This is a genomic window from Arthrobacter sp. P1_B3, from assembly GCF_056406615.1.
Map to the genome: position 1 here is coordinate 113,639 of NZ_JBFTZV010000002.1, position 16,029 is coordinate 129,667.

The following is a 16,029-nucleotide window of genomic DNA, read 5'->3' on the forward strand; positions in this document are numbered from 1 at the left end:
CGAAATCTGGGGTCATCCGGCCATGATTGCTTGTAAGGTTGAAGCTACATCGCGCCAGCATTGAGGAGACCCCATGCCACGGGATACTGCCCGGACATCCACGTCTGAACCAGCTACGTCGGAAAAGGGGGCGCGTCCGGTACGAGCCCGCTTTGGCTCCTCCGAAGTGCCGGCCTCACGCGCCACCCAGGACCGGATCGACATTCCGGAGTTCGCGCCGAACCTGGAACCTGAAGGCGACATCCGCCCGGACCGGTTCCTGGACCGTGAGCTGAGCTGGCTATCCTTCAACGCCAGGGTCCTGGAACTGGCCGAGGACCCCAACCTGTACCTGCTGGAGCGGGTCAGCTTCCTGTCCATCTTCGCCTCCAACCTGGACGAGTTCTTCATGGTCCGGGTGGCCGGCCTGAAGCGACGGATCGCCACAGGCCTCGCGGTCCCCTCCCCCGCCGGGCTGAGCCCCATGCAGGTGTTGGAGCAGATCGGCGAGGAGGCCCACCGGCTCCAGCAGCGCCACGCCCGCGTCTACGCCGAGCAGATCCGTCCCGCCCTGGCGTACGAGCACATCCACCTCATGCACTGGGAGGAACTCGACTCGCAGGCCAAGGACCAGCTCAGCGCCATGTTCGCGGAAAAGGTCTTCCCGATCCTGACGCCGCTGGCCGTGGATCCGGCGCACCCGTTCCCCTACATTTCCGGGCTGTCCCTGAACCTCGCCGTGGTGGTCCGCAACCCGGTCAGCGACAAGGAACTCTTCGCCCGTGTCAAGGTCCCGGACCAGCTCCCCCGCCTGATCTCCATCGACGGCGCCCGCGCCGGCTCCGTCCCAGGGCGTGTGGCCCGGTTCATCGCGCTCGAAGAAGTCATCGCCGTGCACCTGGACCAGCTGTTCGCCGGCATGGAGGTCCTGGAGCACCACACTTTCCGCGTGACCCGCAACGAGGACGTCGAGGTCGAAGAGGACGACGCCGAGAACCTCCTGCAGGCGTTGGAGAAGGAACTCCTGCGCCGCCGGTTCGGCCCGCCGGTCCGGCTGGAGGTCACCAACGACATCAACCCGAACATCCGTGCCCTGCTGATCCGCGAGCTCGGCGTCGAGGAATCCGAGGTCTACTCCGTTCCGGCACCGCTGGACCTGCGCGGGCTCTCGGTGATTGCCGGGATCGACCGGGCAGACCTGCACTACCCCAAGCACGTCCCGCACACCTCGCGGTACCTCAACGAATCGGAAACCTCCAAGGCGGCCAACGTCTTTGCCGCCATGCGGCGACGGGACATCCTCCTGCACCACCCGTATGATTCCTTCTCCACGTCCGTCCAGGCGTTCCTGGAACAGGCGGCCGCGGACCCCAAAGTCCAGGCCATCAAGCAGACCCTGTACCGCACCTCCGGGGACTCCCCGATTGTCGATGCACTGATCGACGCCGCTGAGGCCGGCAAGCAGGTCCTGGCCCTCGTGGAGATCAAGGCCCGCTTCGACGAGCAGGCCAACATCTCCTGGGCCCGGAAACTGGAACAGGCCGGGGTCCATGTGGTGTACGGCATCGTGGGCCTCAAGACCCACTGCAAGCTCTCCCTCGTGGTCCGCCAGGAAGTGGACGGCCTGCGCCGCTACTGCCACATCGGCACCGGCAACTACCACCCGCGCACGGCCCGCTACTACGAGGACCTGGGCCTGCTGACGGCGAACGAACAGGTCGGCGAAGACCTTTCGAAGCTGTTCAACCAGCTCTCCGGCTACGCACCGAAGTCCACGTTCAAGAGGCTGCTCGTAGCGCCGCGCTCGGTGCGGTCCGGTCTGATCGACAGGATCGAAACCGAGATCAGGAACGCCCGGGCCGGCATCGCCGCCCGCGTCCAGATCAAGGTCAATTCGATGGTGGACGAGGCCATCATCGATTCCCTGTACCGCGCGTCCCAGGCCGGGGTGCAGGTGGACGTCATTGTCCGCGGCATCTGCTCCCTGCGGCCCGGCGTTCCCGGCCTGAGCGAGAACATCACGGTCCGCTCCGTGCTGGGCCGTTTCCTGGAGCACTCCCGCGTCTTCGCCTTCGCCAATGCCGGCGACCCGGTGGTCTACATCGGCTCTGCCGACATGATGCACCGCAACCTCGACCGCCGGGTGGAGGCCCTGGTACAGCTGACCAGCGGCGACGACACGAGCTATGTCCTGGACCTGCTCAACCGCTACATGGTGCCCGAAACCGCCAGCTGGCACTTGGACAAGCAGGGCGAATGGACCCGCCACCACCTGGCAGAAGACGGCGAGAACCTCAAGGACGTCCAGTCCTGGCTGCTCGCTTCCCGCTCCCGCCAGCGCTCGACCAGCCTGCGGTAGGGACCGTGAGTGTGAGCAGCGATGAACTGGTTGAGGACCAGGCCGACCAGCCCGGCGAAGAGGTTGCCGTCACGGCGGCAGGCGCCATCCCGTGGCGCCTCAATTCGGCAACCAAGGACCAGCTCGAGGTCCTGCTGATTCACCGCCCGCGGTATGACGACTGGTCCTGGCCGAAGGGCAAGATCGACCCGGGCGAGACCATCCCGGAGTGCGCCGTCCGCGAGGTGGAGGAGGAGATCGGGCTCATCGCGCCCCTGGGGATCCCGCTTCCGCCCATCCACTACCATGTGCCGGCCGGGCTGAAGGTGGTCCACTACTGGGCGGTCGACGTCGACGGCGCTGCCTTGTTGCCGGACGGCACTGAAGTCGACAGCGTCATGTGGTGCCCGCCCGAGAAAGCCGCCCGCCTCCTGAGCAACCCGGGCGACATCGAACCACTCCAGCACCTCGTGAACGCCCACGACCGCGGGGAACTGGAGACCTGGCCGCTGCTGATCGTGCGCCATGCGAAGGCCAAGCCCCGATCTTCGTGGTCCAAGGCCGAGGGTGACCGCCCGCTGGCTGCTACCGGCATGCGGCAGGCGCAGTCGGTGGGGCGGCTCCTGCAGGCGTGGAAGCCCGGGCGGATCGTTTCAAGCCCCTGGCGGCGGTGCGTGGCCACCATCGCCCCGTACGCAAAGGCGGCCGACGCCAAGGTAAAGCTCAACGAGGCCCTCACCGAGCACCGGCACGGCCGCAGCCCGCAGAAGACGGCCGCCGTCGTCGAGGCGCTGTTCGACAAGCAGCGCGCCGTGGCTGTGTGTACGCACCGCCCGGCCCTGCCGACCGTCCTGAAGCAACTCGCAAAGCACATGAACTCCCGCCTCCGGGATCTGCTGCCGTCCTCGGACCCGTTTCTGGCGCCGGGCGAGATCATCGTGTGCCACGTGGCGCACCATAGCAAGAACAAAATAGTTGCGGTGGAGCGGTTTAAGCCGTTCGACGACTGAGGTCGTTGACCCCCGGGGCCCCCACCCCTAGTTTGTATCAATAGCTTGGTACATTACTGCTGAATCTTGGGGGATTCCATGCCGGCCCTGTTCTACCTGCCGCCGATGCTGCTGCTCGGCCCGGCGATCGCAGCACTGCTCGTCTATGCCGTGCTGCGATGGGTGATCTGGGCCCCCGGGGCCGGAACCTCGCCGCAGAGCGTGTCGGAGCACGGGCTGTGGGTGGGTGTGATCGGCTGGCTGGCGAGCTCGCTCCAGGGCGCCATGACTCTAGGCATCATCCCCGCCAATCCGTCAGCGGCCGTCTCCTTGGTGAGCGCCGAGTCGATCGTCCCGGCCCTGGCGTGGCCGGTCCTGGGCTGCCTGGCCGTGCACGCCTTGGGCCAGGTCAGCTACCCGGGACCGCGGCGAATGCGGCGGGAGGCCATGCTGTCTGTGCGGCGTATCAAGGACTTCCTGCCCCGCAGGCTGGCATTGACCACGGCCGCGATCTTCGTCTCGGCCGCCGCGGCCATCGCCCGGGTTGCCACGCTGCCCGGATTCGCGGCCGTGGCCCCCACCACGGTCAGCGACGGTCAGTACAACTATTACAACGGCGGAGGCGACGGCCGCATCCCCGGACCGGAAGCGGCCGCCTGGCTCGGCGGCGCCCTGCTGGTGCTGGCCGCCGGGACGTGGCTGGTTTTGTGGCTGATCGCCCGCCGCCGCCAACTGGAGTCCCTCGACCCGGCGGACAACGCTTTGCTGCGGACCATCGCGATGAACCGGCTGCTGCGCACAGTGTCCACGGTGACTGCCGGGCTGACAGTCATCGCGGGGAACTTCGCGTCCCGTCCCGATCCCGCCCACGGGATGACGTCGTGGACGAACTTCGCCGGCCTCGCGGCAACCGTGGTCCTCCTCGTCATGTGGTGGTGGCGGCCCCCGCGGCTCGCGGCCGCCAGGCTGGGCGTCCGGAACCGACCGGAATCAGGGCTCGCCACCGGCCGCCAACACCCGACCGCCAGACTGGTCTCCTCCCTCGGGGCGCTGCTGGGGCTGGCGGCCGCTGTGCCGCTGGTCGCCGGCGCCTTCCTTTCCCAGCTCCTCATGGCTGCCGCCAGCTACGGTTTTGCAGGCTTCGTGACGCTGACGGCCACTTCCGTACTGCTGGTCATTGCCGCCGGCGAGTTCCTGTTGCAGCGCAACTACGGAAGTCCCGAAGCGCCGCGCGGCTGGCCCCGGCAACCGGCCAGCCCCGCCCTGCTGACCACGGCTGTCCTGGCGCTCCTCGTATTCCTTACCGTCCTGGGCGTCACGGCGGCGGGGCAGGCGCGCCTCGCCGAAGGACCGGGCTGGGTTCCGGCCGGGCTGCTGATGGCCGGGGCCTGCGCTGCCTCCCTGCCGGCGTTCCTCACCGTCTGGTTCCGCCAGGGCGTCCGCGACGCCCCGCGCGGCCTGGACGCCGCCCTGCGCGCCATCACCCTCCACCGTGTCGTGCGGACCCTCGCGGCCGCCCTCACCGCCCAGGCCGCAGTCCTGCTGCTGACCCAGAGCCAGGCGTGGGCGGCCGTGTTCGGGCCGGACGCGTTCGGTGCAGCCGTCGATCCGGCCGCCGGATCGTGGTGGCCGGCAACCCTGGCCGGCTCTGCGCTGGGCGCCGCTGCCATAGTCATCGCCGTCATCCCTGTCCGAACGCCGGCCCGGGCACCGTCCGCTCCAGCTCCGCGGCCGGACAAGGAGCCCGCCACGTGAGCGTGGGGATCTCCGTTAACCTGCGGTCGCCGGTTCCCCCCTTCGAACAGATCCGGGCGCAGATCACCTCCCTCATCACAGTCGGGACCCTGGCACCGGGAACCCGGCTGCCGACAGTCCGCAGCCTTGCGTCGGACCTGGGCCTGGCCGCCGGCACCGTCGCGCGGGCGTACAAGGAACTCGAACTGGCCGGACTGATCGAAACGCGGCGGCGCAACGGCACGGTGGTCGCGGGGACGGCTGCCCTGCCGGCTCCCGCGGGCACCCAAGGGCAAGGCGCGGCCCCCGCGGCCGTGATCGCCGCCGTCGACCGCTATATTGCGGAAGGCCGCAGTGCCGGGCTGGACGACGCCGCCCTGCTGGAGATCCTCCGCGCTAAGCTCAGCCAGCAAGACAAATAAGGAGAGAAAGCCAGTTCTCAGTAGACTGGAACCGTGAGCATCCCAACGCCCTATGAAGACCTCCTGCGCGACGTCCTCGAGCACGGCACGCACAAATCAGACCGTACCGGAACCGGCACCCTCAGCGTTTTTGGTCGCCAACTCCGCTTTGACCTGAGCAAGAGCTTCCCGCTCATCACCACCAAGCGGGTGCACTTCAAGTCCGTGGCGGTGGAGCTGCTCTGGTTCCTCCGCGGCGACACGAACGTCAAATGGATGCAGGACCAGGGCGTCACCATCTGGGACGAATGGGCCGACGCCGACGGCGAACTCGGCCCCGTTTACGGCGTCCAGTGGCGTTCCTGGCCCACGCCCGACGGCGGCCACATCGACCAGATCGCCGAACTCATCGAGAACCTGAAGTCCAACCCGGACTCGCGCCGGCACATCGTCTCGGCCTGGAACGTCTCCGAACTCAAGGACATGGCGCTGCCCCCGTGCCACGCGTTCTTCCAGTTCTATGTGGCCGACGGCAAGCTCTCCTGCCAGCTCTACCAGCGCTCGGCGGACACCTTCCTGGGCGTGCCGTTCAACATCGCGTCCTACGCCCTGCTGACCCTCATGGTTGCGCAGCAGACCGGCCTGGAACCGGGCGAATTCGTCTGGACCGGCGGGGATGTCCACATCTATGACAACCACATGGACCAGGTCCTCAAGCAGCTCGCCCGCGAGCCCTACGACTACCCCCAACTGAACATCACCCGCAAGCCGGACTCCATCTTCGACTACACCCTCGAGGACTTCGAGGTGGTCGGCTACCAGCACCACCCGACGATTAAGGCCCCGATAGCCGTATGAGCAACGAAGCCACCCCGGGCGTGCAGCCCGGCGATTTCACTGAGCAACTCCGCGCGTCCACCACTGGCCTGGGGCTGGTCTGGGCCCAGACCAGCACCGGGGTCATCGGCCAGGCCGGCGCCATGCCGTGGCACCTGCCCGAGGACATGAGGCACTTCAGCAGCCTCACCTCCGGGCACCCGGTCATCATGGGCCGCAAGACTTGGGAGTCGTTCCCGGACAAGTACCGCCCGCTGCCCGCCCGGACAAACATTGTCATCACCCGCCAGGCCGCCTGGCGGGACACCCCCGGCGCGGAAGGCGCCGTCGCGGTCGCGTCGCTCGACGACGCTTTGCTCGAATCCCAGTTCGTGCCCGGCCATGAGACGGTCTGGATCATTGGCGGCGGCGAGATCTTTGCGCAGGCGCTGGACCTTGCCGACGTCGCCGTCGTCACCACAATCGACACCAACGCCGAAGGGGATACCTTCGCTCCCGACCTCGGCTACGACTGGACCGCCTCCGCCAGCCTCCCCGCCAACGGCTGGCTGACCTCGGCCAACGGCACCCGCTACCGGATCACGCTGTGGCGCCGGACGGAGGCCAAGTAATGCTGCGCAAGCCCGAGACACTCTTTGTCCTGGGGTACATGCTCCTGCCCCTGCTCGCGCTGCTCTCGGCCATCGTGGGGCTCACCATGATCCTGGGCGGCAACAAGATCCTCGGGGCGATCGTGCTGGTGGTGGTGACCCAGGTCTTCACGTTCGGGGCGGTCTTTGCGCTGCGCCGGCGCAAGGCGGCGCTGCTGGAAGAGCCGCGCGGCGAATAGATCCCGTGACGTAACCGACTGCGCCAGGCGGGCGGTGAAGTCTAAACTGGGCCCATGACTACAGCAGCTACCCCGTCCGTCGGCCTGGTCGGTTGGCGTGGCATGGTCGGTTCCGTCCTGATGCAGCGCATGCAGGACGAGGGCGACTTCGCCACCATCAACCCCGTCTTCTTCTCCACCTCGAACGCGGGCGGCGCCGCCCCGGCCATTGCCGGCGCTGGCGCGGCCGGCAAGCTCGAGGACGCATTCGACCTCGAGACGCTGGCGAAGCTGCCCATTATTGTCACCGCCCAGGGCGGGGACTACACCAAGCAGGTCCACGGCGAGCTCCGCGGCCGCGGCTGGGACGGCCTCTGGATCGATGCCGCCTCCACGCTGCGCATGAATGAGGACTCCATCATCGTGTTGGACCCCATCAACCGGGACGTCATCGACGCCGGCCTCTCCGGCGGGGTGAAGGACTACATCGGCGGCAACTGCACCGTGTCCTGCATGCTGATGGGACTGGGCGGGCTGTTCAAGAACGACCTCGTCGAGTGGGGCACGTCCATGACGTACCAGGCGGCCTCCGGCGGCGGGGCACGCCACATGCGTGAGCTGCTGAGCCAGTTCGGCAGCCTCAACGCCGAGGTGAGCACTGAACTGGACGACCCGGCGTCGGCGATCCTGGAGATCGACCGGAAGGTCCTGGCGCACCAGCGCTCCGGCATCGACGCCACCCAGTTCGGCGTCCCGCTGGCCGGTTCCCTGATCCCCTGGATCGACGCGGACCTCGGCAACGGCCAGTCCAAAGAGGAATGGAAGGCCGGGGTGGAGACGAACAAGATCCTTGGCACCTCCGCCGGGAACCGGATCATCATGGACGGCCTCTGCGTCCGGATCGGTGCGATGCGCTCGCACTCCCAGGCCCTGACACTGAAGCTGCGCGAAGACCTCTCGGTGGCCGAGATCGAGAAACTCGTGGACGCGGACAACCAGTGGGCCCGCGTGGTGCCGAACACCAAGGAAGCCTCGATGGCCGATCTCACGCCCGTGGCGGCATCCGGCACCCTGGACATTCCGGTGGGCCGCATCCGCAAGCTGGAGATGGGCCCGGAGTACATCAGCGCGTTCACGGTGGGCGACCAGCTGCTCTGGGGCGCCGCCGAGCCGCTGCGGCGCATGCTCCGCATCGCCACCGGAAACCTTTAGGGATTCCAGGCGCCCGTTCAGGCACCAAGGAATCTGCGGTACTTCGCGGCCTGCAGCTCAAAGGACTTTTGAGCGGCAGGCCGCAGCCCGTTAACAGCATCGAAGGGTTCGGGCACGACGCCGGCGCCCCGGCCGCCCGGCGGCCCCGCCCAGGTGCCGATCACCGTGCCGCCCGCCACAATGGTCTTCTTGAACATGCCGTTGCCGCCGGGGACGATCTTGTCAGCGTGCTCCGGCGCCAGCACCACGGACCGGTCCGCGTAGCCGAGCAGGAATTCATCAAACCCCGGCAGCGCCAGCACGGTGCGCTGCCCCGGCACGCCGTCGTCCAGCAGCGCGGCCGTTGCCGGCGCGAGCCAGTAGCTGGTCCCCGCGAACTCCAGCTCCACCAGGCGGTCCTTGACGCGGGCCAGGGCCGCGCGGGTTTCCGTCAGGGGGATGCCGGACCACCAGGAAAAATCACGTTCCGTTGCGGGGCCGTGGCTGCGCAGGTAGCGCAGCAGCCACTCGGCGATGCCATCCGGGCGGTCCAGGGTCCGCGACTCGGTGATCCAGTCGCCGAACGCCACCACCAGCTGCTGGTTTCCTGCCAGCGGACCCTGCACCAGCAATCCCCGCTGGCACAGGATCCCCAGCAGATGGATGCCGCGCTGGCCCGCGGTGGACTGGCCCGCCCGTTCGAAGGCCTGGAACAATTCCGCCCGGCTGGCTGCTCCTGCGGAGACCAGCCGCAACGCGGACCCCGCAGCTGCGTCCACATCCGCGTCACCGATGCCGAGGTCCCGGTGACGCCCGGCCATGCCACGGATCAGCCTCTCCGAGGTAATGGCCAGCATCCATTTCAAATCCTCGGGTGCCAGCACGTGCAAGGTGCCGCGCATGGGCCAGGAACGGACGATCTCCGCCCGGTCCAGCGCCCCGCGGACGTCATCGACGCGGGAACCGGGCACCCGCTGGCCGACGGCCCAGAGCACGGCCTGCAGGTCCTGGGCCTGCATTGCCGTCATCGCGCGGACGGCTTCCGGGACGGACTGGAACCCTGGTCCCAGCAGTCCCTGCGCGGCCAGCCGCAGCCTGCCCATGATCCCGGGGCTGAGCCGACCGGTGCCCGTCACCGCTGCCATGGGTCTATGGTAGGTCGCCTGCGCCGGCTGTCGGGCTGTTGCCCGGCTCTTCCCAGCCGCCGTCCAGCGGACCTCTTTAGCCTTGATGCATGACTATGAGTGAGGTGTGGCCGCTGCTGCGGCCCCTGTGCCGGAAGCTGGCCCTGCTGGGCTGGGCCTCCAGCGCCGCCGGCATGGCTGCCGGGCTCGCCGTCGCGATCGCCAGCGGCACCCGGCTTTCGCCCATGATGAGCACCCTGCAGCTGGTGGCAGGGCTGTGCATGGCAGTGTCCGTGGGCAGCTTCGTCACGGCCGCTGCGCTGCAGCCGCGGGCACGGTCTCAGGCACGGACGCCGGTAGGCATGAAGAGCGGCAGCATTGCCCCGCGGGGCCGGGAGCTCCAGTTCGACTACGCCAGCGAATTTCCGGCCACCGTACAGGCCTTCCTGCTCGGCTCCCTGGCGTTTCTCGCCGGCGCCGTGGCGTTTGCGTGCGCCGGACTGGTGCTGCAAAGCGGGCCCAGCGTTCAGTCCGTGGCGTTCTGCCAGGTCTTCCTGCTCGGGGCCGCGGCCTCCGGTTTCACCTTCATGCTCTTCAGCAAGGTGGCCCCCCGCCACACGGACCGGTAGGCGGCCCGGCCTTCCTGCAGAGCAACCTTAGAGAGCGACGCCGATCAGCAGCGGTTCCGGGTGCAGTTCAATGCCGAAACGTTCGACGACGCCGTGGCGCACCTCGCGCGCAACAGCCAGCATGTCGGCCGCGCTCGCCCCGCCCCGGTTGGTGATGGCGAGTGTGTGCTTGGTGGACAGCGAGGCCCGGCCACCCGAGACGCTGTCCGGGTCCAGCCCGAAGCCCTTGACGAACCCGGCCTGATCGATCAGCCAGGCCGCCGAAAGCTTGGTCAGCCCATCCGCACCGGCCGGGTAACGCGGGGCCTCCTGCGGCAGCCGTGCCGCGATGTCTTCGGACACGATCGGGTTCGTGAAAAAGGACCCCGTGGAGTAGGTGTCACGGTCGTTCGCATCCCAGACCATGCCCTTGGACGCCCGGAGCCGCAGCACTTCGCGCCGCACGTCGTTGGAGTAGGCCCGCCGGCCCTGCTCGACGCCGAGCGCCCGGGCGAGTTCGGCGTAGCGGACCGGGGCGCTCATCCGGCCGAGCGGGAGCTGGAATTCCACGGTGAGCACCACAAAGCGCGGCGATCCGTTGACGGTGGTCCGCTTCAGGATGGAGTCACGGTAGCCGAATTTGAGTTCGGAATTCGTGAAGGTCTTCACCGCGTTGCGTTCCCGGTCCCAGGTCCGTACCGCGGCGATCGTCTGCGAGACGTCGGACCCGTAGGCGCCGACGTTCTGCACGGGAGTCGCGCCCGTGGCGCCGGGGATGCCGGAGAGCGCCTCGACGCCGGACCAGGCATGCTTCACGGCGTGGTCAACGAAGGCGTCCCAGTTGTGGCCGGCCTGGACCACCACCGCCACGCCGCCGCAGGAGTCCTCGGCGTTGACGGTGAACCCTTCCGAGGCGATCTTGAGCACCGTACCGGGGAACCCGTCGTCGGACACCAGCAGGTTGGAGCCGCCGCCGATGATCAGCAAGGGCTGGCCGGCGGCGTCCGCCGTGCGCACGGCGTCGATGATGCCGGCCTCGCTGCGGGCTTCGATGTAGCTGCCGGCGGGGCCGCCGACGGCGGACGTGGTTAGGGCGGAGAGCTGGATCTGGGTCACCTGACCAGCCTAGCCGGGATCATCCGTTGGCCCCTAAGCGGGTGCTAGCTGTACTTAGCTAGCCAGCCCGTGCCGGCATGGGGAGTTTGCGCGCCACCGGGGAGAGCAGGAAGCTCACGATCAGCATCACCATGACGGCAAGCAGGGAGTGGAGAATCCCGACGTGCTCGGCCAGCAGGCCCAGCAGCGGCGGCCCGCACAGGAAGGCTCCGTAGCCGATCGTGGACACCACGGACACCCGGGCAGCGGCCTTGACGGGATCGTCGGCCGCGGCGGACATGCCCACCGGGAAACCGAGCGAGGCTCCGAGTCCCCAGATGGCCAAGGCCACGTAGGCCAGCCACGGCGCGGGGGCGAAGACGAACAAGCCGAGGCCCAGCACCGCGAGCGCGGCGCACCAGCGCATCACCGGGACCCGGCCGAAGCGGTCAAGGACCAGGGTGCCGGCGAAGCGGCCGATGGTCATGAAGGTGACGAACAGCCCGTAGCCTGCGGCTCCGGCGGCGTCGGTCTGGCCGTGGCCGTCTGACAATGCCAGGGCCACCCAGTCCCCCGCCGCCCCTTCGGCGAGGGCCAGCCCAAGGACCAGCACGCCCAGGAGCAGAGTGCGCCGGTCACGCCAGGCCTGCGCGATCTGGCGTTTGTTGTCCAGCGGCTGCTCCGGGACGGCGTCCGTCTGCCGGACGATCGGGATGGGCCCGGTGGAGGGATCCTCGAACGTATCTGTCCCGGATACCTTGAAGGGGCGCTCCCCCTCGACCGGCGTGATGTCCGCCCGGAACCACGCCGCAGCGGTGGTCACCGAGCCGGCCACCAGCAGGCCCACCGCGGCCAGGTGCCAGAAGACGGGGATCCCGGCGGCGGCTGCCCAGGCACCCAGCCCGGCTCCAGCCACCGTGCCCAGGCTGAAGGAGCCGTGCAGCCGGGGCATGATGTGCCGCCGGACCGCGCGTTCCACCGCGGCGCCTTCGACGTTCGACGCGGTGTTCCAGCTGGCGGTGCCCAGCCCGATGATCGCCAGTCCGGCGGCGACCGCCACCGGACTGGCGAGCACGGAGGTGCCGAAGCCTGCCAGCATCAGCCCGAAGCCCACCATGATGCTGCCGATCCGGATGGTGAGCTTGGAGCCGAGGCGAAGGACAATCAGGCCCGATGCGGACACGGACAGGAAGGACCCCGCCGTCATGCAGAGCAGGAGCAGCCCGACGGTGCCCGGAGTCAGGTCCAGGCCGTCGCGGATGGCCGGCAGCCGGGACACCCACGTGGAAAACGCGATTCCGCTCGCTCCGTAGGCCACCACCACAGCGTTGCGCCAGTGCGTGATCTCGGCGGCCGGGACGAAGACATCCTTGGTCACAGCAGTCCGATTCACTGCAATGCCATGGGCTAGGCCAGCCTGACTACGGCCTGGGCCTTGACGAGGACCTTTTGGGCGGACGAGAGGACCGTGAGGTCGACGCGGGCGGTGCCGGCGTCGGCGTCGAGCGCTCCGATGGCCCCGCTGACCTCGATCACGGCACCGGCCTCCGGCGTCCCCGTGGTGTCGGCGACCGGCACCGGCTTGGTGAAGCGGGTCTGGAAGTCGACGACGGCGGCGGGGTCGCCGGCCCAGTCAGTGACGAGCTGGACAGCGGCGCCCATGGTAAACATGCCGTGGGCGATCACGCCGGGCAGGCCGACGCCCGTGGCGAAAGCCTCGTTCCAGTGGATCGGATTGAAGTCACCGGAGGCGCCTGCGTACTTGACGAGATCGGTACGGGTGACGGTAATGCTGCGGCTGCCGATGTCCTGGCCGACGGTGAGTTCTGCGATGTTGACGCTCATGGCTACTGTCCCTCTCCGCGGACCAGGATGGACGAGGTGGTGGTGGCGACCGGCTCCCGGACGCCGGCGGCATCGGCGGCATCGCCGGGGGCCAGGGCGAAGATTTCCGAGCGGGTGGTGATCATGGCTCCGCCGCCCATGGCGCGGACGCCGTCGACGTGCAGTTCGGCGACCAGCCGGTCGCCTGCGATGATCGGGCGGTGGTGGGTGAACCGCTGGTCGGCGTGGACCACGCGGGAGAAGTCGATCCCGGAATCCGGGTCCTCGATCAGCTGCGCGTCAGCGCGCTGCGCGACGATGATGGCGAAGGTCGGCGGCGCCACGAGGTCGCTGTGCCCCAGGGCCTTGGCGGCATCGACGTCGAAGTGGGCCGCGTGCGTGGCCTTGACCGCGCGCGCGAACTCGCGGATCTTCTCGCGGCCGACGTCATACACCTCTGCGGCAGGGTAGCTGCGGCCCTGCAGGTCCGGATTGATAGTCATGGTTCCAGCCTATCGCCACGCCCGGGACCGTCCGGCTTCGTGACAGGGTGCGCGCCGGGATCGGACGGGTATTGACGGGAGGGTATTGACTCGCGCGATATGATGAAAACATCAATCCATCAATCCAGACAGCGGCGCTGTCCCGCCGGGCCGCGCCACGAACGGATGCGAGAAGGTGTCCTCCTGCCATGATCTCCGCCGCGCAGACCCCGTTGTACGAAATCAAGGCCAACCTGTTCAAGGCCCTGGCCCACCCGGCCCGGATCCGGATCCTCGAGCTTCTGGCCGCGGCACCGGACACTGCGGCGCCGGTCAGTTACCTGCTCGCCGAGACGGGACTGGAGCCCTCGCATCTGTCCCAGCATCTGGGGACGCTGCGCCGGCACGGCGTGGTGACGTCGGTCCGGACGGCGAATGTGGTGACCTACCGGCTGGCTCATCCCAAGATCAAGGAGCTTCTCGCGATCGCCCGGGTCTTCCTGCTGGACACCCTGGCCGGTTCCACCGAACAGCTCCGGATAGCGCAGGAGCTGCCGGCAGGCCACCTCGACGACACTGGCCATCTAGACAACACAGCGCCGTGAGCGCGGACCCGGCATCAAGTCCGGTCGGGACACCCGACACGCTCCGGAGACGCCTTACCCGGTTTGTGCCCTCCCGGCGCGACTACGGACTCTTGCGGTCCGCCTGGAAGACGGACCTGTTCGCCGGAATCACAGTAGGCATTGTGGCCCTCCCCCTGGCCCTGGCCTTCGGGGTGAGCTCCGGCGTCGGGGCGGAGGCCGGACTCATCACCGCGGTGGTGGCCGGACTGGTCGCCGCCGTCATGGGCGGATCCAACGTCCAGGTCTCCGGCCCCACCGGCGCCATGGTGGTGGTCCTGGCCCCGGTGGTCGCCGCCCACGGCGTCGGCAGCGTTGCGCTGGTCTCGGTGCTGGCCGGACTGCTCGTCATGGTCCTGGGAGTGAGCGGACTGGGCCGCGCCGTCGCGTTCATCCCTTGGCCGGTCGTGGAGGGTTTCACGCTCGGCATCGCCGCCATCATCTTCCTCCAGCAGGTGCCCCTGGCCACGGGCACCGCGGGAACGCCCGGCCACAACACCCTCCTGGCGGCCATCGAGAGTGCGTCACAAGCAACCATGCCAACCGTGCTGCAGACGCTCGCTGTGGTGGCGGGCGTCGCGGCCCTGATGTACCTGCTGCCCAGGCTCAACAAGTCCCTGCCTGCGAGCCTGATCGCCGTATTGCTCACCACCGTGGCGGCAGAGCTGCTGGCGCTGGACATACCCCGGATCGGCGCACTTCCGCACTCCCTGCCGGCGCCCTCCATGCCCTCTGTGGATCCGGCCGCACTGGGCGGCCTGCTGATGCCTGCCGTCTCCATCGCGACGCTCGCCGCCATTGAATCTTTGCTCTCGGCCCGGGTGGCCGCCGGCATGGTGGGGCCGGACGGCCGTCCGTCCGGCCCGTACAGCCCGGACCGGGAACTCACCGGCCAGGGGCTGGCCTCGATCGCCGCCGGATTCTTCGGCGGCATGCCCGCCACGGGCGCGATCGCCCGGACGGCCGTGAACGTCCGTTCCGGCGCCAAGACCAGGCTCTCCGCGGTAGTGCACGCCCTGGTGCTGCTGGCCATCATCTATTTGGCGGCCGGACTCGTCGGACGGATCCCGCTGGCGGCGCTGGCCGGCATCCTCATGGTCACGGCCACACGCATGGTCTCGCGGCACACGGTGACCGCGATCCTCCGGTCCACCCGGGCCGACGCGGCGGTGTTCGTGATCACGGCCCTCATCACCGTCGCCTTCGACCTCATTGTGGCAATCCAGATCGGACTCGCCGCGGCAGCCGTGTTCACGCTGCGGGCATTCGCGTCCCTGAGCGGAGTCCGGCGCGAGGACATCCCCGGGCCGACGGTTCCGGGAGACGAGCACATCGCCATTTTCCGGCTGGACGGGGCCATGTTCTTCGGCGCCGCGGAGCGGGTCCTGCAGGAGATCAGCCAGGTCAAGGACGTCCAGGTGGCCATCATCCGGCTGTCGCAGCTGCGGATGCTGGACGCCACGGGCGCCCACGCGCTCGTCGAGGTGATTTCGGCGCTGGAACTGCGCGGCGTCACGGTCCTGCTGAAGGGTGTCCAGCCGCAGCATCTGGAGCTCGTGACCAATGTGGGGGTCATCCGCTCACTGCGGCATCACAAGCACCTGTTCACGTCCCTTCCGGACGCTGTGGAGCATGCCCGGAGCCATGTGGTGCGGAACGCGGCTGCTAGCGTTTGAGGTTCTTCCGGATTGCCTGGCCGCGGACCACAAGCCCGGCAATGTGCAGGATCAGGCCCAGCCCAATCACCGCCAGCGAGGCGAGGGCAAGGGCCTGGTTGCCGGTACTGTTGCCGACCACACTGAGGGTGATGCCGAGGGCGATCAGGCCCATGGCACTGAAGACGAGCACCTTGTAGGCGGTTGACGCGGTGGCCCAGAATTCGTTCAGCACCGTGCCAGTCTACCGGGGCGCGCCGGCGCCGCCGCGATCCGCAAAATTCCTGGCGACACTCAGAATGCCTGGCGACGCGGGAATACGGGCGCGTCCGGTAATTTGC

At 68.5% G+C, this 16,029-nt stretch carries 17 protein-coding genes; 11 read left to right on the top strand and 6 right to left on the bottom strand.

Going from position 1 to position 16,029, the window contains the following annotated elements; translation table 11 throughout:
• Positions 1–73: 73 nt before the first annotated feature.
• The 8 genes from AC1D2F_RS03255 (at position 74) to asd (ending at position 8,298) form a co-directional block, all read left to right on the top strand.
• A complete protein-coding gene (locus tag AC1D2F_RS03255) occupies positions 74–2,338 on the top strand; it encodes an RNA degradosome polyphosphate kinase (protein WP_229995668.1) in 2,265 nt (754 codons plus the stop codon).
• Between the two features lie 11 nt (positions 2,339–2,349).
• Positions 2,350–3,327 (top strand): NUDIX hydrolase, encoded by a 978-nt coding sequence (locus AC1D2F_RS03260; protein ID WP_364745476.1) that lies wholly within the window; start codon positions 2,350–2,352, stop codon positions 3,325–3,327.
• 78 nt (positions 3,328–3,405) lie between these two features.
• Complete coding sequence (locus AC1D2F_RS03265; protein WP_476966159.1) at positions 3,406–5,061, top strand: hypothetical protein; 1,656 nt, start codon at positions 3,406–3,408, stop codon at positions 5,059–5,061.
• Positions 5,058–5,462, top strand: a complete 405-nt coding sequence (locus tag AC1D2F_RS03270) for a GntR family transcriptional regulator (protein WP_476966160.1) — start codon at positions 5,058–5,060, stop codon at positions 5,460–5,462. The genes AC1D2F_RS03265 and AC1D2F_RS03270 overlap by 4 nt, the downstream gene beginning before the upstream one ends.
• Before the next feature lie 33 nt (positions 5,463–5,495).
• Positions 5,496–6,299, top strand: a complete 804-nt coding sequence (locus tag AC1D2F_RS03275) for a thymidylate synthase (protein ID WP_476966161.1) — start codon at positions 5,496–5,498, stop codon at positions 6,297–6,299.
• Positions 6,296–6,889 carry a dihydrofolate reductase gene (locus AC1D2F_RS03280; RefSeq protein ID WP_229996029.1) on the top strand — a complete coding sequence of 198 codons (594 nt, stop codon included), beginning with the start codon at positions 6,296–6,298 and terminating at the stop codon, positions 6,887–6,889. The genes AC1D2F_RS03275 and AC1D2F_RS03280 overlap by 4 nt, the downstream gene beginning before the upstream one ends.
• Positions 6,889–7,107 carry an NF038396 family protein gene (locus AC1D2F_RS03285; RefSeq protein WP_090575192.1) on the top strand — a complete coding sequence of 73 codons (219 nt, stop codon included), beginning with the start codon at positions 6,889–6,891 and terminating at the stop codon, positions 7,105–7,107. The genes AC1D2F_RS03280 and AC1D2F_RS03285 overlap by 1 nt, the downstream gene beginning before the upstream one ends.
• 54 nt (positions 7,108–7,161) lie before the next feature.
• Positions 7,162–8,298: an aspartate-semialdehyde dehydrogenase gene (gene asd, locus AC1D2F_RS03290; protein WP_229996031.1), complete on the top strand. Its 1,137-nt coding sequence runs from the start codon at positions 7,162–7,164 to the stop codon at positions 8,296–8,298.
• Between the two features lie 17 nt (positions 8,299–8,315).
• Here the strand turns inward: asd and AC1D2F_RS03295 are convergent, their stop codons facing one another.
• Entirely contained in the window at positions 8,316–9,422 is a 1,107-nt protein-coding gene (locus AC1D2F_RS03295; protein ID WP_476966162.1) for a winged helix DNA-binding domain-containing protein, read from the bottom strand.
• Between the two features lie 89 nt (positions 9,423–9,511).
• On the opposite strand from AC1D2F_RS03295, the gene AC1D2F_RS03300 reads away from it, so the two are divergent.
• Positions 9,512–10,030, top strand: coding sequence for a hypothetical protein (locus tag AC1D2F_RS03300; protein ID WP_476966163.1), 519 nt, complete (start codon positions 9,512–9,514; stop codon positions 10,028–10,030).
• Between the two features lie 27 nt (positions 10,031–10,057).
• Here the strand turns inward: AC1D2F_RS03300 and AC1D2F_RS03305 are convergent, their stop codons facing one another.
• From AC1D2F_RS03305 to AC1D2F_RS03320, 4 genes are read right to left on the bottom strand one after another with little or no spacing between them, the layout of a single operon-like run.
• Positions 10,058–11,125, bottom strand: coding sequence for a UDP-N-acetylmuramate dehydrogenase (locus AC1D2F_RS03305; RefSeq protein WP_476966164.1), 1,068 nt, complete (start codon positions 11,123–11,125; stop codon positions 10,058–10,060).
• Positions 11,126–11,183: 58 nt separating this feature from the next.
• Entirely contained in the window at positions 11,184–12,497 is a 1,314-nt protein-coding gene (locus AC1D2F_RS03310; RefSeq protein ID WP_476966165.1) for an MFS transporter, read from the bottom strand.
• 14 nt (positions 12,498–12,511) lie between these two features.
• A complete protein-coding gene (locus AC1D2F_RS03315) occupies positions 12,512–12,949 on the bottom strand; it encodes a MaoC family dehydratase (protein ID WP_229992501.1) in 438 nt (145 codons plus the stop codon).
• A gap of 2 nt (positions 12,950–12,951) precedes the next feature.
• Positions 12,952–13,431 (bottom strand): FAS1-like dehydratase domain-containing protein, encoded by a 480-nt coding sequence (locus AC1D2F_RS03320; RefSeq protein WP_229992500.1) that lies wholly within the window; start codon positions 13,429–13,431, stop codon positions 12,952–12,954.
• Positions 13,432–13,619: 188 nt separating this feature from the next.
• Between AC1D2F_RS03320 and AC1D2F_RS03325 the strand changes: the two genes are divergently transcribed.
• Both AC1D2F_RS03325 and AC1D2F_RS03330 read left to right on the top strand, forming a co-directional pair.
• Entirely contained in the window at positions 13,620–14,015 is a 396-nt protein-coding gene (locus AC1D2F_RS03325) for an ArsR/SmtB family transcription factor (RefSeq protein WP_476966166.1), read from the top strand.
• Between the two features lie 65 nt (positions 14,016–14,080).
• The gene (locus AC1D2F_RS03330) at positions 14,081–15,709 is read left to right on the top strand and encodes a SulP family inorganic anion transporter (protein WP_229992495.1); all 1,629 of its coding nucleotides are present in this window, start codon (positions 14,081–14,083) and stop codon (positions 15,707–15,709) included.
• Here the strand turns inward: AC1D2F_RS03330 and AC1D2F_RS03335 are convergent.
• Positions 15,699–15,923 (bottom strand): DUF3188 domain-containing protein, encoded by a 225-nt coding sequence (locus AC1D2F_RS03335; protein ID WP_229992494.1) that lies wholly within the window; start codon positions 15,921–15,923, stop codon positions 15,699–15,701. The genes AC1D2F_RS03330 and AC1D2F_RS03335 overlap by 11 nt on opposite strands.
• Between the last annotated feature and the right edge of the window lie 106 nt (positions 15,924–16,029).